At 72.2% G+C, this 23746-nt stretch carries 20 protein-coding genes and 1 pseudogene; 14 read left to right on the top strand and 7 right to left on the bottom strand.

The genetic code is table 11. The features are described 5' to 3' along the window. The first annotated feature begins 13 nt into the window (after positions 1-13). The 3 genes from leuD to ACIBSW_RS01905 all read left to right on the top strand — a co-directional run bounded on the left by leuD (position 14) and on the right by ACIBSW_RS01905 (position 2204). Positions 14-601: a 3-isopropylmalate dehydratase small subunit gene (leuD, locus tag ACIBSW_RS01915; RefSeq protein ID WP_354726089.1), complete on the top strand. Its 588-nt coding sequence runs from the start codon at positions 14-16 to the stop codon at positions 599-601. 177 nt (positions 602-778) lie between these two features. Further along, positions 779-1627 carry an HU family DNA-binding protein gene (locus tag ACIBSW_RS01910; RefSeq protein ID WP_354726091.1) on the top strand — a complete coding sequence of 283 codons (849 nt, stop codon included), beginning with the start codon at positions 779-781 and terminating at the stop codon, positions 1625-1627. A gap of 121 nt (positions 1628-1748) precedes the next feature. Then, positions 1749-2204, top strand: coding sequence for a hypothetical protein (locus tag ACIBSW_RS01905; RefSeq protein WP_354726093.1), 456 nt, complete (start codon positions 1749-1751; stop codon positions 2202-2204). Here the strand turns inward: ACIBSW_RS01905 and ACIBSW_RS01900 are convergent. The 4 genes and pseudogenes from ACIBSW_RS01900 to cofC form a co-directional block, all read right to left on the bottom strand. Then, the gene (locus ACIBSW_RS01900) at positions 2161-3042 is read right to left on the bottom strand and encodes an NUDIX hydrolase (protein ID WP_354726095.1); all 882 of its coding nucleotides are present in this window, start codon (positions 3040-3042) and stop codon (positions 2161-2163) included. The genes ACIBSW_RS01905 and ACIBSW_RS01900 overlap by 44 nt on opposite strands. Next, a pseudogene (locus tag ACIBSW_RS01895) lies at positions 3043-5115 on the bottom strand (RNA degradosome polyphosphate kinase); the annotation flags it as partial. Positions 5116-5401: 286 nt separating this feature from the next. Beyond that, complete coding sequence (locus ACIBSW_RS01890) at positions 5402-5599, bottom strand: cold-shock protein (protein WP_354726099.1); 198 nt, start codon at positions 5597-5599, stop codon at positions 5402-5404. Between the two features lie 10 nt (positions 5600-5609). Beyond that, positions 5610-6281: a 2-phospho-L-lactate guanylyltransferase gene (cofC, locus tag ACIBSW_RS01885; protein ID WP_354726101.1), complete on the bottom strand. Its 672-nt coding sequence runs from the start codon at positions 6279-6281 to the stop codon at positions 5610-5612. Positions 6282-6412: 131 nt separating this feature from the next. Between cofC and ACIBSW_RS01880 the strand changes: the two genes are divergently transcribed. The 5 genes from ACIBSW_RS01880 (at position 6413) to ACIBSW_RS01860 (ending at position 10899) form a co-directional block, all read left to right on the top strand. Next, positions 6413-7147: a lysophospholipid acyltransferase family protein gene (locus ACIBSW_RS01880; protein WP_354726103.1), complete on the top strand. Its 735-nt coding sequence runs from the start codon at positions 6413-6415 to the stop codon at positions 7145-7147. A 55-nt stretch (positions 7148-7202) separates the two neighbouring features. Beyond that, entirely contained in the window at positions 7203-8198 is a 996-nt protein-coding gene (locus ACIBSW_RS01875; RefSeq protein ID WP_354726105.1) for an NAD(P)H-dependent glycerol-3-phosphate dehydrogenase, read from the top strand. After that, a complete protein-coding gene (locus ACIBSW_RS01870; protein WP_354726107.1) occupies positions 8195-9298 on the top strand; it encodes a cystathionine gamma-lyase in 1104 nt (367 codons plus the stop codon). The genes ACIBSW_RS01875 and ACIBSW_RS01870 overlap by 4 nt, the downstream gene beginning before the upstream one ends. Positions 9299-9303: 5 nt before the next feature. After that, positions 9304-9663, top strand: a complete 360-nt coding sequence (locus ACIBSW_RS01865; RefSeq protein WP_354726108.1) for a hypothetical protein — start codon at positions 9304-9306, stop codon at positions 9661-9663. A gap of 132 nt (positions 9664-9795) precedes the next feature. Beyond that, positions 9796-10899, top strand: a complete 1104-nt coding sequence (locus ACIBSW_RS01860) for a D-alanine--D-alanine ligase family protein (RefSeq protein WP_354726110.1) — start codon at positions 9796-9798, stop codon at positions 10897-10899. A gap of 3 nt (positions 10900-10902) precedes the next feature. Here the strand turns inward: ACIBSW_RS01860 and ACIBSW_RS01855 are convergent, their stop codons facing one another. Both ACIBSW_RS01855 and ACIBSW_RS01850 read right to left on the bottom strand, forming a co-directional pair. Next, on the bottom strand, positions 10903-11550 hold the full coding sequence (locus ACIBSW_RS01855; protein WP_354726112.1) for a DUF3515 family protein: 648 nt from the start codon (positions 11548-11550) through the stop codon (positions 10903-10905). A 1-nt stretch (position 11551) separates the two neighbouring features. Then, positions 11552-11785 (bottom strand): Lrp/AsnC ligand binding domain-containing protein, encoded by a 234-nt coding sequence (locus ACIBSW_RS01850; protein ID WP_184990037.1) that lies wholly within the window; start codon positions 11783-11785, stop codon positions 11552-11554. Positions 11786-11937: 152 nt separating this feature from the next. Here ACIBSW_RS01850 and ACIBSW_RS01845 point away from each other — a divergent pair, with 152 nt between their 5' ends. Both ACIBSW_RS01845 and ACIBSW_RS01840 read left to right on the top strand, forming a co-directional pair. Further along, the gene (locus tag ACIBSW_RS01845; RefSeq protein WP_354726114.1) at positions 11938-12876 is read left to right on the top strand and encodes a thiamine-phosphate kinase; all 939 of its coding nucleotides are present in this window, start codon (positions 11938-11940) and stop codon (positions 12874-12876) included. Between the two features lie 24 nt (positions 12877-12900). Further along, positions 12901-13359, top strand: a complete 459-nt coding sequence (locus ACIBSW_RS01840; protein WP_354726116.1) for a GNAT family N-acetyltransferase — start codon at positions 12901-12903, stop codon at positions 13357-13359. A 57-nt stretch (positions 13360-13416) separates the two neighbouring features. Here ACIBSW_RS01840 and rpmB read toward each other — a convergent pair whose 3' ends face one another. Beyond that, positions 13417-13608, bottom strand: coding sequence for a 50S ribosomal protein L28 (gene rpmB / locus ACIBSW_RS01835; RefSeq protein WP_354726118.1), 192 nt, complete (start codon positions 13606-13608; stop codon positions 13417-13419). A 166-nt stretch (positions 13609-13774) separates the two neighbouring features. Between rpmB and ACIBSW_RS01830 the strand changes: the two genes are divergently transcribed. From ACIBSW_RS01830 to ACIBSW_RS01815, 4 genes are all read left to right on the top strand, one after another. After that, on the top strand, positions 13775-15472 hold the full coding sequence (locus ACIBSW_RS01830) for a DAK2 domain-containing protein (protein ID WP_354726120.1): 1698 nt from the start codon (positions 13775-13777) through the stop codon (positions 15470-15472). Beyond that, the gene (gene recG / locus ACIBSW_RS01825) at positions 15469-17670 is read left to right on the top strand and encodes an ATP-dependent DNA helicase RecG (protein ID WP_354726122.1); all 2202 of its coding nucleotides are present in this window, start codon (positions 15469-15471) and stop codon (positions 17668-17670) included. The genes ACIBSW_RS01830 and recG overlap by 4 nt, the downstream gene beginning before the upstream one ends. Then, positions 17667-18011 (top strand): DUF952 domain-containing protein, encoded by a 345-nt coding sequence (locus ACIBSW_RS01820; RefSeq protein ID WP_354726124.1) that lies wholly within the window; start codon positions 17667-17669, stop codon positions 18009-18011. Before recG ends, ACIBSW_RS01820 begins: the two co-directional genes overlap by 4 nt. A 148-nt stretch (positions 18012-18159) precedes the next feature. Further along, positions 18160-23745, top strand: a complete 5586-nt coding sequence (locus ACIBSW_RS01815; protein WP_354726126.1) for a carboxypeptidase regulatory-like domain-containing protein — start codon at positions 18160-18162, stop codon at positions 23743-23745. Position 23746 lies beyond the last annotated feature (1 nt).

The raw sequence follows: 23746 nt of genomic DNA, 5'->3' as shown, positions 1-23746 counted from the left end.
CAGGAGCAGGAGCATGGACAAGTTCACCAGCCACACCGGCACGGTCATGCCGCTGCGGCGTTCCGATGTGGATACCGACCAGATCATCCCGGCCGTGTACCTGAAGCGGGTCACCCGCACCGGCTTCGAGGACGGGCTGTTCAGCGCCTGGCGCGACGACCCGGCCTTCGTGCTCAACAACCCCGCGCACGCGGGCGCGACGATCCTGGTCGCCGGCCCCAATTTCGGTACCGGCTCCTCGCGCCAGCACGCCGTCTGGGCGCTGCGGGACTGGGGCTTCAAGGTCGTCATCGCGCCGCGCTTCGGCGACATCTTCCGGGGCAACGCCCTCAAGGAGGGTCTGCTGCCGGTGCAGCTCGACCAGAAGGCCGTCGAGGCGCTACTCGATATGGCGGACAGCGAACCGGACAAGCGGATCACCGTCGACCTCGCCGAGCGTCAGGTGCGCGTGGACGACGCAGTCTGGACCTTCTCCATCGATGATTTCAGTCGGTGGCGCCTCATGGAGGGTCTCGACGACATCGGGCTGACACTGCGCCACGAGGAGCGGATTACCTCGTACGAGAAGGATCGACCCGCTTACAAGCCGGTGGTCGTCTGACCCCGAATTCCCTTGTCCTCGCAGGCGCTTTCGCCCCCACCGGCTCCTCGGTGGGGGCGAAATCGTTGCGACACAACGTTTTTTTTTGAGCAGATGTTTGTGTCTGCTGGTCAGAGGGCATACGGTGCGCGCAGAATGGCTCGCATTGGGCCAGTTCTCACGTTCGGGAGGAAACCAGTGAACAAGGCCGAGCTCGTCGAGGCGCTCGCCGCCCGACTGGGGGACCGGAAGACGGCGACAGCAGCGCTGGATGCGGTGATCAGCGAGGTGCAGAACGCCGTAACCAAGGGCGATCGCGTTGCCATTACCGGTTTCGGAGTCTTCGAAAAGCGTGCGCGCAATGCGCGTACCGCGCGCAATCCGCGTACCGGTGAACCGGTGAAGGTGAAGAAGACGTCCGTCCCCGCATTCAAACCCGGAACCGGCTTCCGGGAGATGGTCGCGAGTGGCAAGGTGGCAAAGGCCGCCGCCCCGAAGAAGACCACGGGGGCAGTGAAGTCCACTGCCGCCAAGGCCACCACGGCCCGGTCGACCGCTGCCAAGGCAGCGGCGGCGAAGAAGACCACGGCCACGAAGGCCGCTCCGGCCCGGTCGGCCGCCACCAAGACGGCGGCGGCGAAGAAGACCACCGCCACCAAGGCGGCGCCGGCCCGTACCGCCGCCAAGACGGCCGCGGCCAAGACCGCTACGAAGGCGGCCACGGCAAAGGCAACGCCGGCGAAGAAGACGGCCACCAAGTCGGTGGCCACCAAGGCCGCGCCGGCCCGGTCGACCGCCACCAAGGCGGCGGCTAAGAAGACCACGGCGACCAAGACGGCCGCGGCCAAGACCGCTACGAAGGCGGCCACGGCCAAGGCCACGCCGGCGAAGAAGACGGCCACCAAGTCGACGGCTGCCAAGTCGACTGCCACCAAGGCGGCGCCGGCCAAGAAGGCCACCGCCCGCAAGACGACCGCCGCCGCGAGCGGCACCGCGGCGGGGCGCGCCACGACCGCGCGTACCTCCGCGGCACGCAAGACCCGCTGATCACGAGGGGCCGCCAGGCCCGCTCAGTTCGGCGCTGAGACACGAAGGGCGTCCACCCGTACGGTGGACGCCCTTCATGTGTTCCGGCGCCACAGTGGCCGCTGAGCCTACGGTCCGCATCATGGACCGAAGTTCCGCCGAACCCCGCGGCCTCGTAGGCAGGTCGCTGATCGCCGCGGCCGTCTTCGCCGGCGCCGTCGTGCCCGGCTGGACCTTCGGCGAGCTGGTCGAGCGCTGGACTGGGCAGGGGCTGCTGGACTGGGGCGTCACCTGTGCCTGGTCGGGGCTGGCCGTCCTCGTGCTCGGGCCGTACGGCTCCTACCGGCGCCGCGACGCGGCGCTCGGCCTCGTTCCGCTGTACGGCTGGTACCTCGCCAGCGTGCTGTCCTGGCGGGTCGCGCTGCTGCCGCTGCGGGACTGGGAGCCGCGCGACGACGAGTTCTGGCGGGCCCGCTGGCTCACCGGCGACCTGGTCGGCTACTGGCGGGCGGACCAGCTGCCGCCCGGGCGCCGGCCGGTGCACCCGGCGCGGCCTAGATCCGGCTCAACGCCAGGAGGCGGTCGCCGGACCAGGTGAGGATCCAGCCCGAGCCCTTTTCCGTCCGGTAGGGCTCGGGGTCCTCGGCGCCGTCCAGGAGCGCCAGCAGACCCGGTATCACCTTGCCCTGGCTGCACACCGCCGCCCGGTCGCCGTCGCGGAGCACGGCCAGCCGGGCCGCCGCGCGCTTACGGGCCGGCAGCGCGTCCGCCTCGGCCGGCTCCGCGAACGCCGGATCCGTCTCGATGGGCAGCGACAGCAGGGCCGACAGCGGCTCGAGGGTCTGCCGGCAGCGCAACGGGGTCGCGGCGACCAGCCGCCGCGGGCCGATCAGGGAGACCAGCGGGCCCAGCCTCCGCGCCTCGTCTCGGCCCTCTTCGTCGAGCGGGCGCAGGTCGTCGTCGCCCTCGAAGTCGCGGCGCCGGCCCGCGTGACCGTGCCGGACCAGCGCCGTAACGGCGGTCACCGGCGGCAGGGCGGCGACATGCGCCACCAGGCGCCGGTCGTCCGGGTAGGTCAGCCGCGCGACGGCCTCGGCCGGCGGGAGGAAGACCACGGCGTCGACCTCGGTCGGGTCCGCCGGGTCCGCGGCCGGGCCGTCGGCGCAGCGCATCAGCCAGAAGTCGACGGTCTTGGGCGTGCCGTCCGGCAACGCATACGCGACGGCGGGCAGCCGCAGCTGCGGCTCGCCGCGCAGCCCGGTCTCCTCCAGCAGCTCGCGCGCCGCGGCGGCGAGCGGATGCTCGCCGTCGTCGAGCTTGCCCTTGGGCAGGCTCCAGTCGCGCCGGTACGGCCGGTGCACGACGCACACCTCGATCGAGTCCCCGGCGGGCCGCCACAGGACGCCACCGGCGGCGCGGACGGGCTCCGGCGACAATCAGACCGCCTTGCCGATGATCCGGCGCAACAGCGCCTCCTGCAGGTGGATGTGCGGGTCCGACGGGGTCGACGCGCGGCGGTGCCAGGTGCCGTCACCGGCCAGGTCCCAGCCCTCGCTCTCGTCGCGCATCGACAGCTCCAGCACGTTGCGCAGGTCGTCCTGCGCGGACGGCAGGCTGACCCGGACCAGCGCCTCGACCCGGCGGTCCAGGTTGCGGTGCATGAGGTCGGCCGAGCCGATCCAGTACTCGGCGTCGTCGCCCGCGCCGAAGCGGAACACCCGCGAGTGCTCCAGGAACCGGCCGACGATCGAGCGGACCCGGATGTTGTCGGACAGCCCGGGCACGCCGGGGCGCAGCGAGCACATGCCGCGGATGATCAGATCGACCTTCACGCCGGCCTGCGAGGCGCGATAGAGCGCGTCGCAGGTGCCCTCGTCGACCAACGAGTTCACCTTGAACTGCACCAGCGCCTCGCCGCCCTCGCGGGCGATCCGGGCCTGCTCCTCGATCCGCTCGATCAGTCCGGCCCGGACGCCGTGCGGCGCGACCAGCAGCCGCCGGAACTTGGTCTGCCTGCTGTATCCGGTCAGCACGTTGAACAGGTCGGTGACGTCCGCGCCGACCTCGGGATCGGCGGTGAGCATGCCGAAGTCCTCGTAGAGCCGGGCCGTCTTCGGGTGGTAGTTGCCCGTACCGATGTGGCAGTAGCGGCGGATCTGGTTGCCCTCCTGGCGTACCACCAGGGAGGTCTTGCAGTGTGTCTTGAGGCCGACCAGGCCGTAGACGACGTGGCAGCCGGCCCGCTCGAGCGTGCGCGCCCAGGCGATGTTCGCGACCTCGTCGAAGCGCGCCTTCACCTCGACCAGCACCACCACCTGCTTGCCGGCGGCGGCGGCGTCGACGAGCGCGTCGACGATCGGTGAGTCGCCGCTGGTGCGGTAGAGGGTCTGCTTGATGGCCAGCACGTTCGGATCCGCGGCGGCCTGCTCGATGAAGCGCTGCACGCTGGTGGAGAACGAGTGGTACGGGTGGTGCACCAGGATGTCGCACTCGCGCAGCCGGTTGAAGACGCTGCGCGGCACCTCGCCGTCGGCGAGCTGCGGGTGGGTGGCCGGCACGAACGGGCGGTCCTTGAGGTCGTCGCGGTCGCACTCGCCGAACACCTGCCACAGTGCCGAGAGGTCCAGCAGCCCGGGCACCCGCAGCACGTCCTGGCTGTCCATCTCGAGCTCGCGGGAGAGCAGGTCGAGGACGTGGTCGCTGATCGAGGCGGCCACCTCGAGGCGCACCGGCGGCCCGAAGCGGCGCTGGGCGAGCTCGCGCTCGAGCGCCTGCAGCAGGTCCTCGTCGCGGTCCTCGTCGACCTCCAGCTCGGCGTTGCGGGTCACCCGGAACAGGTGCCACTCCAGGATCTGCATGCCGGAGAAGAGCTGATCCAGGTGCGCGGCGATGAGCTCCTCGACGGGCAGGAAACGCACGCCGCGGCTGTCGTTCTGCACCGTCACGAAGCGGTGCACGTTGTCCGGCACCTTGATCCGGGCGAACAGCTCGGCACCGCTGCCGGCCGGGTCGCGCAGCGCGACGGCCAGGTTCAGCGAGCGGCTGGAGATGTAGGGGAACGGGTGCGCCGGGTCGACGGCGAGCGGGGTCAGCACCGGGAAGACCTGCTCGCGGAAGAACATGCGCAGCCGCTCGCGCTCGGGCGCGTCCAGCTCGCCCCAGCTGACCAGCTCGATGCCCTCGGCGGACAGCTTCGGCCGGACCTCCTCGCCGAAGCAGGCGGCGTGCCGGGTGACCAGATCCGCGGCCCGCTCGGTGATCATCGCGAGCTGGTGGCGCAGCGACGAGCGGTCGCCGCCCCGCATCGGCAGGCCGGCCTTCAGCCGGCGCTTGAGGCCCGCGACGCGGACCATGTAGAACTCGTCGAGGTTGCTGGCGAAGATGGCCAGGAACTTCGCGCGCTCCAGCAGCGGGGTCTCCGGATCCTCGGCGAGGGCGAGCACCCGGGCGTTGAAGTCGAGCCAGGACAGCTCCCGGTTGAGGAACCGGTCGTCGGGCAGCTCGTGCGCGTCGAGATCGTCGAGATCGTCGAGCTCGCCGGTGCTGTCGGCGAGTGGGCCGGTAGGTGCTGCGGTACTGGTCACGGCGGGCTCCGGAGGCTCGATGGGGGTCGGCTCGGTCGCGCACTCGTCGTTGAGTATTTCCGCCTCGGTCGCCCGTTCCTCGCGGGGAAGGAACCGCCCGTTCGGGCCGCGGCGGCGGGCCGCAGGCGGCACGGTCGTGTCGGGTGTCCGGGGCGGGGTGGTCATGGCAACCATCATCGCCGGTCCACGGTGAACAGGAAACGAACCAGGCTCATCTGATTCCGGGAAGTTCGACCTTGTGCACCACCCCGTCCGGGCCGGACTCGAAGCGGACCCGTTGCCCGAGGCGCAGCAGGCGCAGCCCGGAGGCCCGGAACGCCTCGGCGGGGAACGCCAGCTCGGTACCGTCGTCGAGGAGCAGCGTCCCGGAGAGTGTCTGTGCATCGAAGGTCGCGACCGTGCCCTGCATGCGGGCAACGCTACCGGTGCGGGCCCGCCGGCACACCGCAAGCACCGCAGTCCGCGATGAGTCCGAGATCACGCAGGAGCGCGCAGGTGTGCTCGCCGGCGCCGAGCGCGAGCACCGTGCGCAGATCGGCGGCGGTGTCCACGTCCTGGCGCAGCCCCGGCCAGGACCCGGTCAGCGCCCGGGCCTGCGACGCGGCGTGCGACGCCGCCGAGCCGACGCCGAACCGCGGCTCGAGCGGGACGCCGGCGTCGGCGGTGAGCAGGACCGTGCCGGTGCCGGCCGCGTCGGCGACGAAGCTGCGGCCCGGCCCGGCCGCGGTCAGCGCCTCGCCGAGCTCGCCGGGCCGCAGCGCGGGCAGGTCGCCGGTGAGCACGGCGCGCCGCCGGGACAGCCCGGCGACCAGGTCGGCGCCGAACCGCAGGGCGGCGTTCAGGCCCGCGCCGGGGCGGTCGGGCACGGCCCGCGCGCCGAGCGCCGCCACCGCGGCGGTCGCGGCGGGGTCGTCCGTGACGACCAGCACCTCGGCGACCGGCGCGCAGGACATGACGGCGGCGACCGTGTCGCGGACCATCGCCAGCGCGAGGTCCTCGTGCCGGGCATCGAGCACGGCGCCGCGCAGCCGGCTCTTGGCCGTGCTGAGGCGCTTGACGGGAATGACCGCGGTCCAGTCCGCTCCTGACACGGCGCCAATCCTGCCACCAGGCACAGGGCCGGGCCCCGCCCTGGCTACAGCGACCGCGAGCAGGCATGATTTCGTCGCAGAGGTGGGGAACGGCGGCGCGGGGCACGCCGCGGGTGAGCAGGGGAGGCACCATGGCGCGGCGCAGGCTTGGAATCTGGCGGCGATTCGCCGTGTTTCTCCTGTTACCGGGCATGCAGGTCTGGACGAAGCGCACCTGGACCGGTATGGAGAACCTGCCGACCACCGGCGGCTTCATCATCACGCCGAACCACATGTCGCAGTTCGACCCGCTGCTGGTGGCCCACTACGTCTACGCCTCGGGCAGATGGCCCCGGTTCCTCGCCAAGGCGAGCATCTGGAAGGTGCCGTTCGTCGGGTTCATGCTCCGGAAGACCATGCAGATCCCGGTCGAACGCGGCAGTGTAGAGGCGGTGAAGTCCCTCGACACTCTCATCGAAGCCCTGCACCAGGGCGGCGTGGTGGTGATCTACCCGGAGGGCACCACGACCCGCGAGCCCGACCTGTGGCCGATGCGCGGCAAGACCGGCGCGGCCCGGCTGGCGCTGGTCACCGGTGCGCCGGTGCTGCCGATGGCGACCTGGGGCTCGCAGCGGGTGCACGACGTGCGGACGAAGAAGTTCACGTTCGGCCGCGGCCGGGTACCGGTGAGCGTGAGCGTCGGCAAGCCGGTCGACCTCAGCCGCTGGACCGGCGAGGCGCCCAGCCGGGCCGTGCTCGAGCAGATGACCGAGGCGATCCAGCTGGCCACCCGGGACCTGCTCGCCGAGCTGCGCGACGAGACCCCGCCCCCGATCTACCAGCACGACGCCGGCCGGGCGCAGCGCCCGACCGGGCCCACGGCATGAGCGAGCCGGTGCGCGCGGGATCAGGGCACGGGGAGACGAGAAGGGGAGTTGGAGCATGACGCGCGCTGCGGTGCTCGGTGCGGGCGCCTGGGGGACGGCGTTCGCCAAGATCCTGGCCGAGGCGGGTTCGGACGTGGCCCTGTGGGCCCGCCGCGAGTCGGTGGCCGCCGCCATCCGAGCGGAAGGGATCAACGAGACCGCGCTGCCGGGCGTCAAGCTGCCCGACCGGGTCAGCGCCACCAGCGACCTGGTGGCCGCGCTCGACGGCGCTGAGCTGGTCTTCCTCGCCGTGCCCTCGCAGACGCTGCGCGGCAACCTCGCCGACTGGGCCGTGCACCTGCCCGCCGACTCGACCCTGATCTCGCTGATGAAGGGCATCGAGCTCGGCACCACCAAGCGGATGAGCCAGGTCATCGTCGAGACCGCCGGGGTCGACCCGGACCGGGTGGTGGTGGTCTCCGGGCCGAACCTGGCGCCCGAGGTCGCCGCCGAGCAGCCCGCGGCGACCGTGGTGGCGGGCACCGACGAGGCCCGCGCACAGAAGGTGCAGCAGGCCATCGCGCTGCCGTACATCCGGCCGTACACCAGCGACGACGTCATCGGGTGCGAGCTCGGTGGCGCGGTCAAGAACGTCATCGCGCTCGCGTACGGGATGGCGACGGCGATGGGCATGGGCGACAACACCAAGGCTTCGCTGATCACCCGCGGGCTGGCCGAGACGGCCCGGCTCGGGGTGGCGCTCGGCGCCGACCCGATGACCTTCGCCGGGCTGGCGGGGCTCGGCGACCTGGTCGCCACCTGCTCCTCGCCGCTGTCGCGCAACCGCACCTTCGGCGAGCACCTCGGCCGTGGCGAGTCCCTCGAGCAGGCGCAGCGCGCCGCCCGGCAGACCGCCGAGGGCGTCAAGAGCTGCCTGGCGATCCGCGACCTGGCCCGCGCGCACGGCGTCGAGATGCCGATCACCGAGCAGGTGGAGCGGGTCTGCCATGAGGGCGTCGACCCGCGGGTCGCGGTGAAGCTGCTGATGGGCCGGGAGATGAAGCCGGAGTGAAGTACGACGGAGACGGCACCCGGGTCGTGCACGCCGGCCTGCCGGACCCGGTGCCGGGCGAGCCTTTCCTGCCCGGGCCGGTGTTCGCGGCGCCCTACCACCTGGACCCGGTCGCCGGGCAGGTGGTCAACGGCTACGGGCGGCCGGACAATCCGACCCGGCGCGCGCTCGAGGCGGCGATCGGCGAGCTGGAGGGCGGCCCGACGCTGGCCTTCGCGAGCGGGCAGGCGGCCGTCACCGCGATGCTGCTCGCCACCGTCCGCGCCGGCGACACCGTGGCGCTGCCGGCGGACGGCTACTACGCCGTGCGCGTGTTCGCCGCCGGCGCGCTGCGTGACCTGGGCGTCAACACCGTGCTGGTGCCGACGGCCGGGCCGTACCCGTCGTTCGAGGGCATGCGGTTGGTGCTCTTGGAGACGCCGGCCAACCCCGGCCTGGACGTCTGCGACGTCCGCGCGCTGTCGGCGGCCGCGCACGCCGCCGGTGCCCTGGTCGCGGTCGACAACACCACGCCGACGCCGCTCGGGCAGCGCCCGCTGGAGCTCGGCGCCGACGTGGTGGTCGCGTCGGGTACCAAGGCGCTGACCGGGCACTCCGACGTGCTGCTCGGCTACCTGGCCACCAACGACGAGGATCTGCTCGCCCGGGTGACCGCCTGGCGGGTGCAGACCGGCGCCGTACCGGGCGCGTTCGACTCCTGGCTGGCGCACCGCTCGCTGGCCACGCTGGACCTGCGGCTGGCCCGGCAGAGCGCCAACGCGGCGGTGCTGGCCGAGCTGCTGGCCGGGCGCCCGGACGTGCGGCACGTGCGGTTCCCGGGCCTGCCGGACGATCCGTCGTACCCGATCGCGGCGGCGCAGATGCGCCGGATTCCCGGCATCATCGGGTTCGACCTGGGCAGCGCCGAGCGGGTGGCCCGGTTCCTGACCGCCTCCGAGCTCGTCTTCGCGGCGACCTCGTTCGGCGGCCTGCACACCACCGCGGACCGGCGCGCGCAGTGGGGCGACGACACGGCGCCGGGCTTCGTCCGGCTCTCCTGCGGCATCGAGGACACCGCGGATCTGGTCGCGGACCTGACGGCCGCGCTGGACGCGGCCTGAGCGCCGTGGCCTGGAGCAGCTTCAGCGGCGACGAGGTGGCGGCGCTGGCGACCGGCGAGAGCCTGCTCGCCGACCCCGGCGAGCGGGACTGCCCCGCCTGCGGCGCGCGCCGGGTGCGGGCGTACGTGCACGCCGCGGCGAACGCCCGCCGCCCCACGCTGGTCAGCTACGTCTGGTGCACCGCCTGCCACCGGTTCGTCGGCACCCGGGCCCGGCACCCCGAGGGCCTGATCTTCTCCGATCCGCTCGCGGTGCTCTCCGCGGCCGAGCGCCGCGAACTGGAGCGCAGCCTGATCGGCTTCCTCGCGCACCTCGACGGGCTCTGGGAGAGCGGCGCGCTGCCGCAGACGTTCACCGCCGCCTGACCGGGCCCGGTGATCACTCCTCGTGCCTGTTTGCCGTGGCAGTGCCCGCGTCGGCCGAATATTGTCTACGCAGAGTAGGGTCGGCGCCTGGCATGCCTGCCGCCCCGACATCCGCAACGAGAGGTCCTATCCGTGTCGACCCCCCGCAAGACCCGTGTAGCGATCGTTTTCGGCGGGCGCAGCACCGAGCACGCCATCTCCTGCGTGAGCGCCGGCAGCATCCTGGGCGCCCTCGATCCGGACCAGTACGAGGCCGTGCCGGTCGGCATCACCCGCGCCGGCGCCTGGGTGCTCTCCAGCGGCGACCCGGCGGCGCTGGCCATCTCCGGCCGCCGGCTCCCGGAGATCACCGCGGAGTCCGGCCGGTCCGTGGTGCTGCCCGCCGACCCGACCTCCGCCGGCATGCTGGTCGTCGACCCGGCCGACGGGGTGGCCGTGCTCGGCGGCGTCGACGTCGTCTTCCCGGCCCTGCACGGCGCCTACGGCGAGGACGGCACCATCCAGGGCATGCTCGAGATGGCCGGCATCCCGTACGTGGGCGCGAACGTCTTCGCCTCGGCGGCGGGCATGGACAAGGAGTTCACCAAGAAGCTCGCCGCCGCCGAGGGCATCCCCGTCGGCCCGTACGCGGTCCTGCGGGCCGGCTCGTCGCTGTCGGAGGCCGACAAGGAGCGCCTGGGCCTGCCGGTCTTCGTCAAGCCCTCCCGGGCCGGCTCGTCGCACGGCATCAGCAAAGTCACGGACTGGGCGGACCTGGACGCGGCGGTCGCCAAGGCCCGGCAGATCGACCCCAAGGTGCTGGTCGAGGCCGGCATCGTCGGCCGCGAGATCGAGTGCGGGGTGCTCGAGGGCGAGGCCGGCGGGGCGCCCGAGGCGTCGCTGCTCGCCGAGATCCTGGTGAGCGCCGAGGGCGACGACTTCTACGACTTCGACGCCAAGTACCTGGGCGACGGGACGCCGTACCAGATCCCCGCGGGCCTCGAGCCCGAGGTGGCCCGCCGGGTGCAGGAGTACGCCACCCGCACCTTCACCGCGCTGGACTGCGCCGGGCTGGCCCGCGTCGACTTCTTCGTGACCGCGGAGAACGAGATCTACCTCAACGAGATCAACACGATGCCGGGGTTCACGCCGACCTCGATGTTCCCGCTGATGTGGGCGGCCACCGGCCTGGAGTACCCGAAGGTCGTCGACCGGCTGATCCGCACCGCCCTGCGCCGCGGCACCGGCCTGCACTAGGGCCTAGACGCAGCCGCCCGGCCGCCCCTCGGTGATCGACTTGTCGGTCTTCACCACGGCGTCGGAGAACTCGTTGGCCCACTGCGCGGGCTGTGCGTACTGCTTCGGGACGGTGACCCGCACCGCGACCTCGCGGTCCATGGTCGTGAACGTGGTGGCCGCGGCCTGCTCCTGCGCGTACCAGCAGACCCGGTTCATGTTCATCAGCTCCGCGTCCAGCGGCACGCAGCCCGAACCGGTCTGGTCCAGCGTCGTGCACATCGCCGGCCGGGCGACACCGCAGGCGACGGTCAGGGCGGGCTCGCCGTAGGCCGCGTTCTGCTCCGGGCCGGCGCTGACCTTGCGGGCCGGCAGGTCGCGGACCCGGGCGGGCAGCTGCGAGGTCACCGCGAGGCAGACCTGCGCGGTTCCGGCCGCGAGCTCGGGCGCGGCCATCCGCACGGGATCCGCCGGTACGACCGCGGGCTGCGTCGCGGACGGCGCGGGTGCCGCGGTGTCGGCCTCGGGCACGAACCGGGAGAAGACCAGCAGGCCCGCCAGTACGGCCACCGGCACCGCGATCGCCGTCGCCCAGAGCGCGGCGCTGCGCGTCGTCCGGTCCTTGGCGGGCGGCTGTTGCGGTGGCTCGGAGCGGGTCTCCACGTTGACCATGTCAGAGATTTACCACGGAGCAGGTGACGGTCCGCGTGATGCCCGGCACGTACTGGATCTTGCTCACAATCATCTTGCCGAGCTCGTCGACCGAGTGCGCCTCGGCCAGCACCACGACGTCGTAGGGCCCGGTGACCGCGTCGACGCGTACCACTCCACTGATTTTGTCGATCGCGGCGGCCACGTCACGGGCCTTTCCGACCTCCGTTTGGATGAGGATGTATGCCTGGACCACGATCAGACTCCTATCCGCCAGCGCTGGCGACTCGAACGTGAAACTACAGTACGGAGCCGGTCGGAAGCGCAGTTGCCGCGCAGACTGGGCCAAGCCGGACGGCTTGACCCCGCATCCGGGGAAAAACTCAGGCCGAGAGGAACGGTGGGACGTTGAGCATCGCGGAGACGGGTGAGTTCGGGCTCATCGCCCGGATCGTCGCGCGGCTCGAGACCGGCACGGCGAGCCTGCTCGGCCCCGGCGACGACGCCGCCGTGGTGGCCGCGCCGGATCGCCGGGTCGTGGCGAGCACCGACGTCCTGGTCGACGGCCGGCACTTCCGGCGCGACTGGTCCAGCGCCACCGACGTGGGCCACCGGGCCGCCGCCGCGAACCTCGCCGACATCGCGGCGATGGGCGCGGCACCCACCGCGCTGCTGGTCGCGCTCTGCATGCCGGCGGACCTGGACCCGGCGTGGGCCGAGGAGCTGGCCGGCGGGCTGTCGGCGGAGGCGGGCCTGGTCGGCGCGGGGGTGGTCGGCGGGGACATGTCGTCCAGCCCGACGCTGACCATCGCCGTCACCGCCCTGGGCGACCTGGACGGCCGGGAGCCGGTGGTGCGCGGCGGCGCCCGGCCCGGCGACGTCCTCGCGCTGGCCGGGCGCACCGGCCACGCCGCGGCCGGGTTCACCATCCTGTCCCGGGGCTTCCGCACGCCGAAGCTGCTGGTCGAGGCGCACCGGCGGCCCGAGGTGCCGTACCCGGCGGGTCCCGCGGCCGCCCGGGCCGGCGCCACCTCGATGATCGACATCTCCGACGGGCTGCTGCAGGACCTGGGCCACATCGCCGCCGCCAGCGCGGTCGGCATCGACGTCGACCGGGGCGCGTTCGAGATACCCGCGCAGATGCGCGACGCGGCCTCGGCGCTGGGCGTCGACCCGTACGCGTGGCTGCTCGCCGGCGGGGACGACCACGCGCTGGCCGCGACGTTCCCGCCCGGCGCGACCCTGCCGCCGGGCTGGCGGGCCATCGGCGGCGTGCGCGAGGGCACCGGGGTGACCGTCGACGGCCGGGCCTGGCAGGGCGACAAGGGGTGGGACCACTTCCGCTGACCAGGCTCATTAGTGTTGGTCGGCGTGGAGGAGATCAAGATTCGCGAGGCCCGTTTCGACGAGCCCGCGGTGCAGCGACTGATAGCCGAGGCGATGGCCGAACTCGGCCGCCGGTACGGCGGCAGCGGCGACGACACCCCGGTGGCGGCCTCGGACTTCGCGCCGCCGCGGGGCGCCTTCCTCGTGGCCTACGCGGGCGACGAGCTGCTGGGCTGCGCCGGCTGGCGCGCGCACGGCCCGGACGCCGAGCTCAAGCGGATGTTCACGGTCCCGGCGGCGCGCGGGCGCGGCGTGGCCCGCCGGGTACTGGCGGCGCTCGAGGAGTCGGCGCGGGAGCGGGGCTGCAAGCGGGTGATCCTGGAAACGGGCGACAAACAGCCCGAGGCGATCGCCCTGTACCTCAACTGCGGTTACGAGCGCATCGAGGACTTCGGCTACTACAAGGGCGAAGAGGGCGTGCTGTCCTACGCCCGGGTGCTCTGAGGCCGTTAACGCAACCAGCCCGCCAGGAGAACCTGGCGGGCTGTGATGTCGCAGAGGTCAGGCGCGGACGATCTTGCCGGCCTTGATGCACGAGGTGCAGGCCTTGACCTTCTTGGTGTTGCCACCACCGGCAGGGGTGCGCACCGACTGGATGTTCGGGTTCCAGCGGCGGTTGGTCCGCCGGTGCGAGTGGGACACGTTGTGGCCGAAGCCCGGTCCCTTGCCACAGACGTCGCACACGCTAGCCACGGGGTACTCCTGGGATTGATACGAACTTGAGGGTCCCGGACAGCCTGCGTCCGGGCAACCTGGCCAGGTTACCCGATGGTCGGCCTGGACAGCCAATCGCCCCTTCTCCCGCCTGCCGCGAACCCTGCATCCAGCAATCAGGGGCCCTGGTTAGTACGCTTTTCGCGTGCTGGACTCCCTGGACGCCGCCGCGATACGCCGCTGGTGCGGCGGCGGGCTGGCGTCGCTGCGCGCGCACCAGCACGAGATCGACCTGTTGAACGTCTACCCGGTGCCCGACGGCGACACCGGCACCAACCTGGTGCTCACCCTCACCTCGGCCCAGCAGGCCCTGGACCAGCCCACCGCCCTCTCCGGCGAGGCCGAGCCGGCCGGGCAGACGCCGCTCGGCGCGACCATGCGCCAGATGGCGCGCGGCGCGCTGCTCGGCGCGCGCGGCAACTCGGGTGTCATCGTGTCGCAGATCCTGCGCGGCATGGCCGACGCCCTCGCGACGTCGGTGGCGGTGCGCGGCGGCGAGCTGGCCCGGGCCCTGCGCCGGGCCAGCGAGGCGGCGTACGCGGCGGTGGCCAAGCCGGTCGAGGGCACGGTGCTCTCGGTGGTGGCGGCCGCGGCGGACGGCGCCGGCCGGATCTCCTCGGACGACCTGGTCGCGGTCGCGCGGGCCGCGGCCCGCGCGGCGGCGGAGGCGCTGGCCCGCACCCCGCAGCAGCTGCCGATCCTGGCCCGGGCCGGTGTGGTCGACGCGGGCGGGCGCGGCCTGGTCCTGCTCCTCGAGGCCCTGGTGGACGCCCTGAGCACCACCGCGTCGCGTCCGCCGGCCGCGGTCGCCGGTCCCGGCCCGGCCGCGGCCGAGGCCCTGGTGCCGCCCGCGGGCGGGTCGCCGGTGGTCTGGGAGGGCGTCGGCTACGAGGTGCAGTACCTGCTCGACGCGGAGCCGGAGGCGGTCGAGGTGCTGCGGGGCGCGCTCGAGAAGCTCGGCGACTCGCTCGTGGTTGTCGGCACCGGCGAGGGCACGCCGCCCACCTGGAACGTGCACATCCACGTCGACGACATCGGCGCCGCGGTCGAGGCGGGCATCGTCGCGGGCCGTCCACACCGGATCTCCGTCACGCGGCTGGTCGACCGCCTGCACCCGCACGGCGGCCACGAGCAGGCGGGCGGCGCCGGTCACGGCGAGCCGGGCGCCCCGGCGGCACCGGTGATCGACCTCGGCGCCCGCGCGGCGGTCGTCGTCGCGGCCGGTGACGGGCTCACCTCGCTCTTCGCGGACGAGGGCGCCGTCGTCGTCGGGCGCAACCCGTCCATCGCCGAGATGCTCGCCGCCATCGCGGCGACCGGCGCCGGCCGGGTGGTGCTGCTGCCCAACGACGCCAACACCCACGCCGTCGCGAGCGCCGCCGCCCGCGAGGCGGCCGCGACCGGGCTGCGGGTCAGCGTGGTGCCGACCCGCTCGCCGGTGCAGGCGCTCGCCGCGCTCGCCGTCCGTGACGCGCAGCGCCCCTTCGACGACGACGTCATCGCGATGGCCGAGGCCGCCGGCGCCTGCCGCTACGGCGAGGTCTGCACCGCGAGCCGGGAGGCGCTCACCGTGGCCGGCCGGTGCCGGCCCGGCGACCTGCTCGGCCTGGTCGACGGCGAGGTGCACGTGATCGGCGCCGACCTGGAGGAGGTCTGCCGCCGGCTGCTCGATCGGATGCTCGGCGGCGGCGGCGAGCTGGCCACCCTGGTGCTCGGCGCCGACGCGCCGGCCGGGCTCGAGGAGCGGCTGCGCGGCCACCTCGCGCACGAATGGCCCTTCGTCGAGCTGCACTTCTATGCGGGCGGCCAACCCCGCTACCACCTGCTGGTAGGAGTGGAATGACCGATACGACCACCGCCGCAACCACCGACACCCCGCTGGAGAAGGTGCTCGGCGCGGCCAAGGCCAAGGCGCTCGCCACCCACCTCGACCTGCACACCGCGGGCGACCTCATCTATCACTTCCCGCGCCGCTACGACGAGCGCGGCGAGCACACCGACATGCGCAAGCTCGAGGTCGGCGAGCAGGTCACCCTGCTCGCCCAGGTGAAGAGCGCGACGGTACGGCCGATGCGCCAGCGCCGCGGCAACATGCTCGAGATCACCATCGGCGACGGCAGCGGGGCGACGCTGACCTGCACCTTCTTCAACCAGGCGTGGCGCGAGCGGGAGCTGCGCACCGGCCGGTGGGGCCTGTTCGCCGGCAAGGTCACCGACTTCCGCGGCAAGCGCCAGCTCAACGGCCCGGCGTACCAGCTGCTCAAGGCCGACGCGACGCAGGACGAGGCCGCGGAGGAGATCGAGGAGTTCGCCGGCGCGCTGATCCCGGTCTACCCGGCCGCGGCCGCGGTGCCGACGTGGACCATCGCGCGGTACGTGCGTGAGGTGCTGGAGAACTTCCAGCCGCCCGAGGACCCGTTGCCGGGCACGGTCCGCGCGAGCCGCAACCTCATCGGGATCGGCAAGGCCCTGCGTGAGATCCACCGGCCCAGCTCCGACAAGGACCTGCATCTCGCCAAGTACAGGCTGAAGTGGGACGAGGCCTTCGCCGTACAGCTGACGCTGGTGCAGCGCAAGGCCCGGGCGTCCGCGCTGCCCGGCAAGGCCCGGCCGCGCAGCGAGGCCGGGCTGCTCGCGGCCTTCGACGCGACGCTGCCCTACGAGCTGACCGAGGGGCAGGCGCAGGTCGGCGAGGAGATCGCCGCGGACCTGGCGCAGGCGCACCCGATGCACCGGCTGCTGCAGGGCGAGGTCGGCTCGGGCAAGACGCTCGTCGCGGTCCGCGCGATGCTCCAGGTCGTCGACGCGGGCGGTCAGGCCGCGCTGCTGGCGCCGACCGAGGTGCTCGCCACCCAGCATCACCGCAGCATCGGGGCGCAGCTGGGCGCGCTGGGCCGGGCCGGCGAGCTGGACGGCGACCCCGACGGCACGCAGCTGACCCTGGTCACCGGCTCGCTCGGCGCGGCGGCCCGCCGGGCCGCGCTGGCCAAGGTCGCGGACGGCAGCGCCGGCATCGTCGTCGGCACGCACGCCCTGCTGTACGAGGGCGTCGACTTCCACGACCTCGCCCTGGTGGTGGTCGACGAGCAGCACCGGTTCGGCGTCGAGCAGCGCGACGCCCTGCGCGCCAAGGCGGCCCAGCCGCCGCACGTGCTGGTCATGACCGCCACGCCGATCCCGCGCACGGTCGCGATGACCGTGTACGGCGACCTGGAGACGTCCACGCTGTCGCAGCTGCCGCGCGGCCGTTCGCCGATCGCGTCGCACGTGGTGCCCCCGGAGCGCCCGGCCTTCCTGGAGCGGGCCTGGCAGCGGGTGCGCGAGGAGGTCAAGGCCGGCCACCAGGCATACGTGGTGTGCCCGCGGATCGGCGCGACCGAGGCGGAGGAGGACGAGCAGCCGCCGGGCGACAACGAGCCGGCCCGCCGCCCGCCGCTGGCGGTGATGGAGGTCGCGCCGATCCTGTCCGAGGGTCCGCTGCACGGGCTGCGGATCGGCATCCTGCACGGCAGGCTGCCCGCGGACGAGAAGGACGCGGTGATGCGGCGCTTCGCGGCGAGCGAGCTCGACGTGCTGGTCGCGACCACGGTCATCGAGGTCGGCGTCGACGTGCCCAACTCCACCGTCATGATCATTATGGACGCGGACCGCTTCGGCGTCTCCCAGCTGCATCAGCTGCGCGGGCGGGTGGGCCGGGGCTCGGCGCCGGGCATCTGCCTGCTGGTGACCGAGGCGGCGGAGGGCACCCCGGCCCGGGAGCGCCTGGACGCGGTGGCGTCCACGACGGACGGCTTCCGCCTGGCGGAGCTCGACCTGGAGCAGCGCCGCGAGGGCGATGTGCTCGGCGCGCTGCAGTCCGGCCGCAACAGCCACCTGCGGCTGCTGTCGCTGCTGCGGGACAGCAAGCTGATCACCGACGCCCGCGCCGAGGCGTCCGAGCTGGTGAGCGAGGACCCGACCCTGGCGAAGCACCCGGCGCTGCTGGCGTCGGTGACGGCCCTGGTCGACGAGGAACGCGCCGAGTACCTGGAGAAGGGATGATCCTGCACTTCTGCCCCCGCGCCGAGTGGGAGGCGGCGAAGGCTGCCGGCGTCTACCGGGCCGATTCGTTGGCGAGCCAGGGCTTCATCCACTGCTCGACGCCGGCGCAGGTGGCGATCCCGGCGACGGCGCTGGCCCGGGGCCGCACCGACATCGTGCTGCTGGAGATCGACGAGCGGCGGCTGGGCCGGCCGGTCGTCTGGGAGCAGGGCGATCCGCCGGATCCGGGCGGCATGCTCTTCCCGCATGTCTACGAGCCGATACCGGCGTCCGCGGTCGTGGCGGTCCACGACTACCTGCCGGGACCGGACGGGATCTTCGACCGGCCCGCCGGCCTCTAGCAGGGCGAAGCTCGACAGTGGAACCGTCGAGCGCTTCTGAATTGACGACGGGCTATCCAGTCCCTCGCTGATCGTTTATTGTGAGCGCGCCAACGATCAACGGGGGGTCCTGGTGCTGTCACATGCTGCCATTTTTCGTCACGTCGCAATGTTCGTCGCCGCGGTCACCGGGGCGTCGACGGTCCTGATCGGACCTTTCGACCGGGCCGGGGTGGCAGCGCCGCCCACGGACCCCGCGGCCGCCGCGTCGGCGACCGCCCAGCGGACCAACAAGCGGGTCGAGGTGCCGAGCGAGCGCACCGAGACGAGCACCCTGTACGCCAACGCCAACGGCTCCTTCACGCTGGAGTCGAGCCTGGTGCCGGTACGGGTGAAGCGGGGCAAGGGCTGGGTCGCCGCGGACGCCACGTTGCAGCGCAACGCCGACGGTTCGCTCTCGCCGAAGGCCGCGGTGGCGCCGATGCGCTTCTCCGGCGGCGGCGACAAGCAGTTCGCCGCGTTCGGGCCGGCGGCCAAGAAGATCACGCTGGGCTGGGCGAAGAAGCTGCCGCAGCCGGTGATCAACGGATCCGCGGCCGTGTACCCGGAGGTGCTGCCCGGCGTCGACCTGCGGGTCGAGGCCGGCGTCGACGGCTTCACCCACATGCTGGTGATCAAGAACCGGGAGGCTGCGGCGAATCCCGCGCTGGACCGGGTCGACTTCACGATGTCCTCGCCCGGCCTGTCGACCCGCTCCTCGGCCAAGGGGAAGGGCATCGTCAACGCGGTCGACTCGAACGGCGCCGTCGCCCTGCGCGGCACCGCGATGATGTGGGACTCGCGGACACAGGGCGCGAAGCCGAAGCCGACGGGGCACGCCGCGGACGGCGCGCCGACGGGCGAGGGCGAGCCGACGGTCGAAGAGGTGGAGCCGAGGCAGGCGCCGGTCGGCATCGAGGTCGGCGACGGCCGGCTGTCCGTCGTGCCGGACGTCAAGCTGCTGCGCGGCAAGGACACCCGGTACCCGGTGATGATCGACCCGGTGTGGCAGCTCACCGGCGGCACGCTCAACCACTGGTCGACCGTGGCGTCGCACGCCTCCAGCCCGTTCTACAACACCGGGCTCCCGTCGAGCTCGAACTCGTACGCCGGAGAGATCAAGGTCGGCAAGTCGCCGGACGACGGCGGCTTCGTGGTGCGCACCTTCTTCGAGTTCAACACCACCAAGGTCAAGAGCAAGCACGTCAAGAAGGCCGTCTTCAGCATCAAGCAGACCTGGTCGTCGTCGTACTGCGGCGACACCACCGATCGGGTCACCCAGCTGTGGGGCACCAAGGAGACCGACCAGAACACGACCTGGAACACGTCCTGGAACAAGGACAAGAGCGGCTGGCTCAGCGCGCAGGGCTCGAACAAGTCGCTGAAGTTCTTCAACAGCAGCAAGTGCCCGGTCGGGCCGGTCGAGTTCGACGCGACCGGCTACGTGCAGCGGCGCGCCCAGAAGGGTGAGTCGGTGACCACGCTCGGCCTGCGCGCCAAGGACGAGGGCGACACCAAGTCCTGGAAGCGGTTCGACAAGGGCACCGCGAGCCTGTCGATCACCTACAACTCGTACCCGAACGCGCCCGACGACATGGCGGTCGACGGCAAGAAGTGCAACAACGGCGCGAAGCTGTGGGTGCGCACCCGTACCCCGCTGCTGAAGGCGCGGGTCTCCGACCCGGACAGCGGCCAGCCGTTGCGCGGCCGGCTGTACTGGTCACCGACCTCGGCCGGGCTCAGCAGCGGCCGGATGGTGGAGCGCAACGATCTCGGCGATCCGGGCATCGCGCAGGGGAACACCACGCAGAGTCTCGCCGACGGCGACTACTACCTGCAGGCGCGCGCCCACGACGAGATCGACGACTCGCAGCTGTCCGCGAAGTGCCCGTTCACCGTGGACGCCACGGCGCCGCCGAAGCCGACCGGGGTGTCCGCGACCGTCTACTCCGACATCAACCCGCACGGCGGGCTCGGTCAGCCGGACCTGTTCACGTTCAGTCCGCCCGCGGTGCGCACCGACTTCGACCACTACTGCTACACGATCGCGGACACCACCAGTTCGACGTCGTGCAAGTCGGTCGGCGCCGACGCCAACGGGGTCGGGCAGGTCCTCGTCTACCCGGTCAAGCAGGGCGTGAACGTGCTGCGGGTCTGGAGCGTCGACAAGGCCGGCAACCTGAGCAAGGGCAGCGGCGGCACCGACACGGACTACTTCACCTTCGAGTTCGGTGTCGGCGCGGGCTCGTCACCGGCCGCGTTCTTCAAGCTCGACGAGGGCACCGGCACCACCACCGCCGACACGTACACCGCGCACCCGGACACCGCGACGCTGTCCGCCGGTGCGACCTGGGTCGCCGGCCGCGGCGGCGTCGGCAAGGCGCTGAGCCTCAACGGGACCAACGGGTTCGCCGCGACCGGCGGGCCGCTGACCGGGCGCGACGCGGCCGACACCGCCAACGTCGCGGTCCGCACCGACCAGAGCTTCACCGTCTCGGCCTGGGTGCGGCTGAGCACCAAGTCGGTCAACCGCACGGTGGTCAGCCAGGACGGCTCGGCCGCGAGCGCGTACAACCTGGAGTACGCGGTCGGCTGCGACTGCTGGCGGTTCTCGGTCAACCAGCGGGACGTCGCCGCGCCGACCGTGACGGCCGCCGCCGCGCCCGCCGGCGCCGCGCTCAACGTGTGGACCCATCTGCTCGGCGCGTACGACTCCGTCGGCAACACCATCAAGCTCTACGTCAACGGCAAGCTGATCACCACGACCGCGGTTCCGGTCGCCATGTGGAACGCCACCGGCGCCGTCGCCGTCGGGCGCGGGCGCCTCAACAGCGCCGCCACCGCGTACTGGGCCGGCCTGGTCGACGACGTCCGGGTGTGGAACCGGGCCGTGGTCGCCGGCGACGCCAAGGCGATGTTCTACCCGGCGCCGCCGCTGGTCAGCACCGCCAGCCAGGACGTGACCGTCGGCACCCCGTTCACCCTCACCCTGGGCTCGGGCGGCGACACCAACGTCAAGAAGTACAAGTACTACACCAGCATCGCGGACGTTCGCTGGGTCAACGCCAACGCCAACGGCACACCCGTCACCGTCTCGGTCACGCTCACCGACACCGACGTGGCCTACGTCGGCGCGTTCGCCTACTACGACGACGGCACCACCGCCGGGGCGCAGAGCGACGCCGGCCGCTGGGATCTGCGGCCGCACCGTGCCACCAGCATCTCCGGCGTCGTCATCGACGGCGACACCACCGCACCGCTGGCGGGCGTCACGGTCACCCTGCAGCCCGGCGGGCGGACGGCGACCACCAACAGCTCCGGCGGATACAACATCACCGGGATCACTGCTGGCGTCTACGAGGTCTCCGCGGCCAGCGGGACCACCCGCTGCGCCCTGTTCGGGAGCACCGAGCTGGACCTGCCCGAGGGCGACACCTCGGTGAATCTCGCGCTCGGTCCGCAGAGCGACGCGTACGGATACACCTGCACCACCAAGTCCACGCCGTTCATCCCCGGCACCACCGAGATCGACCTCGACAACAACTGGGTGACCAGGGAGCTCGCGCTGCCGTTCCCGGTCGGCTTCTACGGCCGGGAGACCTCGTCGGTGTGGGTCGCCATGACCGGTGTCGCCTCGTTCAAGAAGGCCTACTGGTCGGATACCAGCAACTCGACGACCCTGCCGGACGCGCACGGCGGAAACGCGCTGGCGGCGGCGCTCTGGCAGGACCTGGTGCCGGCCGCCGACACCGGCAGCCTGCGCACCGCGCTGATCGGCACCGCGCCCGAGCGCAAGTTCGTCATCGAGTGGCACGACTTCCACCGCGAGTACGACTCCGCCAAGACGAAGTTCTCGTTCGAGATGATCCTCGGCGAGGACCAGACGATCACCTACAACTACCTCAACCTGCCGGCGGACCGGATCGCGGCGGCCGAGGCGACGGTCGGCATCGAGAGCCCGGGCGGGCGGGTCGGCCTGCAGTACCAGTCGGAGGAGCCGCTGGTGCAGAACGGCCAGGCGATCACCTTCCACTCGCCGCAGAACCCGCAACCGCTCGGCTCGTGGACGCTCTCCGGCCAGGTGACCGAGGCGGACGGCACGCCGAGCGAGTACAACTCGGTCTACATCGAGCCGCTCGGCATCTCCGACCAGGCGGACTCGACGGGCCGATACGAATTCACCGACCTGGAGACCGGCGACTACCAGGTGTACGCCACGTGGGAGAAGCACTGCGGCGACATCGCCCTGGCCGACGCGTTCGTCGACACCGACGCCACCACCGACCTTCAGTTGCAGGCGCAGGTCGACGGGGGTGGGTACCGCTGCACCCGGCAGTCCGACCGGCCGTTCGTCCGGGCGGATACCACGGTGGTGCCGCTCACCGGCGACGACGCGTACAAGAGCGTGGCGATGCCGTTCCCGTTCACGTACTACGGGACGACCTACAACACGACCTGGGTGGACACCAACGGCCTGCTCTACTTCAGCGATCCGGGCAAGTCGAACCGCATCCGGACCGGGTTGCCCGACCCGGCCGCGCCGAACAACATGATCGCCGGGTTGTGGACCGACCTGGTGGTCGACGCCGCGGCGAGCGTGCGCACCACCACCATCGGCAAGGCACCGAACCGGCAGTTCGTGGTCGAGTGGCGCAACGTCTACATCTACGGCCTGTCCGCCGATCGCATCTCGCTGGAGGTGCTGCTAGGCGAGCACGGGACGGTCAGCGTCAACTACGACGACATCGACTACACCGCGACGGGCGGCGCCTGGGCGGCGATCGGCATCGAGAACGCCGACGGAACGGCCGGCTACGAGTTCTCCTACGACGAGTTCTCGGTCAACGACGGCGAGATGGTGATCTTCCATCCGCCGGGCGCAGAGAACTGGACGCTGTCCGGCACGGTCCGCGGGGCGGACGGCTCACCGGTGGCGGGCGCGATCGTCGAGGCCGGCGACTACCGCGTCGCCGGTACCGTCACCGACGCCGACGGGCGATATTCGCTGACCGGGTTGCCCACCGGCGAGCACGAGATCTACGTGGTCGAGGAGCGCCGCTGCGGCGACGTGGCGAGCGCCACCAACGTCCACGTCGAGTGGAACGACGTGCGCGACTTCGTGACCGGCACGAAGAAGGACGCCTACGGCTACCACTGCGAGGTGCGTCCGAACACGCCGTTCGTGCCCGCAACCACCCCGGTCCCGATCGACCCGGACAACGCGCAGACCCTGTCGCTGCCGTTCCAGTTCAACCTGTACGGCACGCAGCGCTCCTCGCTGTGGTTCGACGCGTACGGCACGCTCTACGCCGAGAAACCGGCGCACTTCAACAAATGCACGTCGATCCCGCACGACAGCGAACCGAACAACCTGATCGCGCCGTTCGGCGCTCCGATCGAGCTGGACGAGAACTCCTCGATGTGGACCAGCGTCATCGGTACCGGAGCCGACCAGCAGGTGGTCCTCGAATGGCGGGACGTCGTCCTCGACCTGCTGCCCACGCCGGGCCCGCGGTTCTCCTTCGAGGCGCTGCTCTCCGCGGACGGCACGATCACCTTCAACTACAGCGGCATCAGCGCCGCCCTCGACGCCAGCCCGTGGGGCGGCGAGGGCGTTGCCGGTGTCGAGGGTCCGGACGGCACCTACGGCCTCTCGGTCGCCGACCACGAGAAGACCCTGCGTGACAACGAGGCCATCGTGATCAGCCGCTCCTGAT

The sequence above is a fragment of the Actinoplanes sp. NPDC049668 genome, assembly GCF_044465445.1.
In the GTDB taxonomy this organism is placed as follows: Bacteria; Actinomycetota; Actinomycetes; order Mycobacteriales; family Micromonosporaceae; genus Actinoplanes.
The sequence above is the reverse complement of the archived record's forward strand: the minus strand, read 5'-3'. Positions and strand labels throughout refer to the sequence as shown.

Coding starts and splice junctions, on each gene's coding strand:
- ACIBSW_RS01815 (WP_354726126.1), top strand. CDS start 18,160: ATGTTCGTCGCCGCGGTCACCGGGGCGTCGACGGTCCTGATCGGACCT.
- ACIBSW_RS01880 (WP_354726103.1), top strand. CDS start 6,413: ATGGCGCGGCGCAGGCTTGGAATCTGGCGGCGATTCGCCGTGTTTCTC.
- ACIBSW_RS01820 (WP_354726124.1), top strand. CDS start 17,667: ATGATCCTGCACTTCTGCCCCCGCGCCGAGTGGGAGGCGGCGAAGGCT.
- ACIBSW_RS01855 (WP_354726112.1), bottom strand. CDS start 11,550: ATGGTCAACGTGGAGACCCGCTCCGAGCCACCGCAACAGCCGCCCGCC.
- recG (WP_354726122.1), top strand. CDS start 15,469: ATGACCGATACGACCACCGCCGCAACCACCGACACCCCGCTGGAGAAG.
- ACIBSW_RS01890 (WP_354726099.1), bottom strand. CDS start 5,599: ATGCAGGGCACGGTCGCGACCTTCGATGCACAGACACTCTCCGGGACG.
- ACIBSW_RS01875 (WP_354726105.1), top strand. CDS start 7,203: ATGACGCGCGCTGCGGTGCTCGGTGCGGGCGCCTGGGGGACGGCGTTC.
- leuD (WP_354726089.1), top strand. CDS start 14: ATGGACAAGTTCACCAGCCACACCGGCACGGTCATGCCGCTGCGGCGT.
- ACIBSW_RS01905 (WP_354726093.1), top strand. CDS start 1,749: ATGGACCGAAGTTCCGCCGAACCCCGCGGCCTCGTAGGCAGGTCGCTG.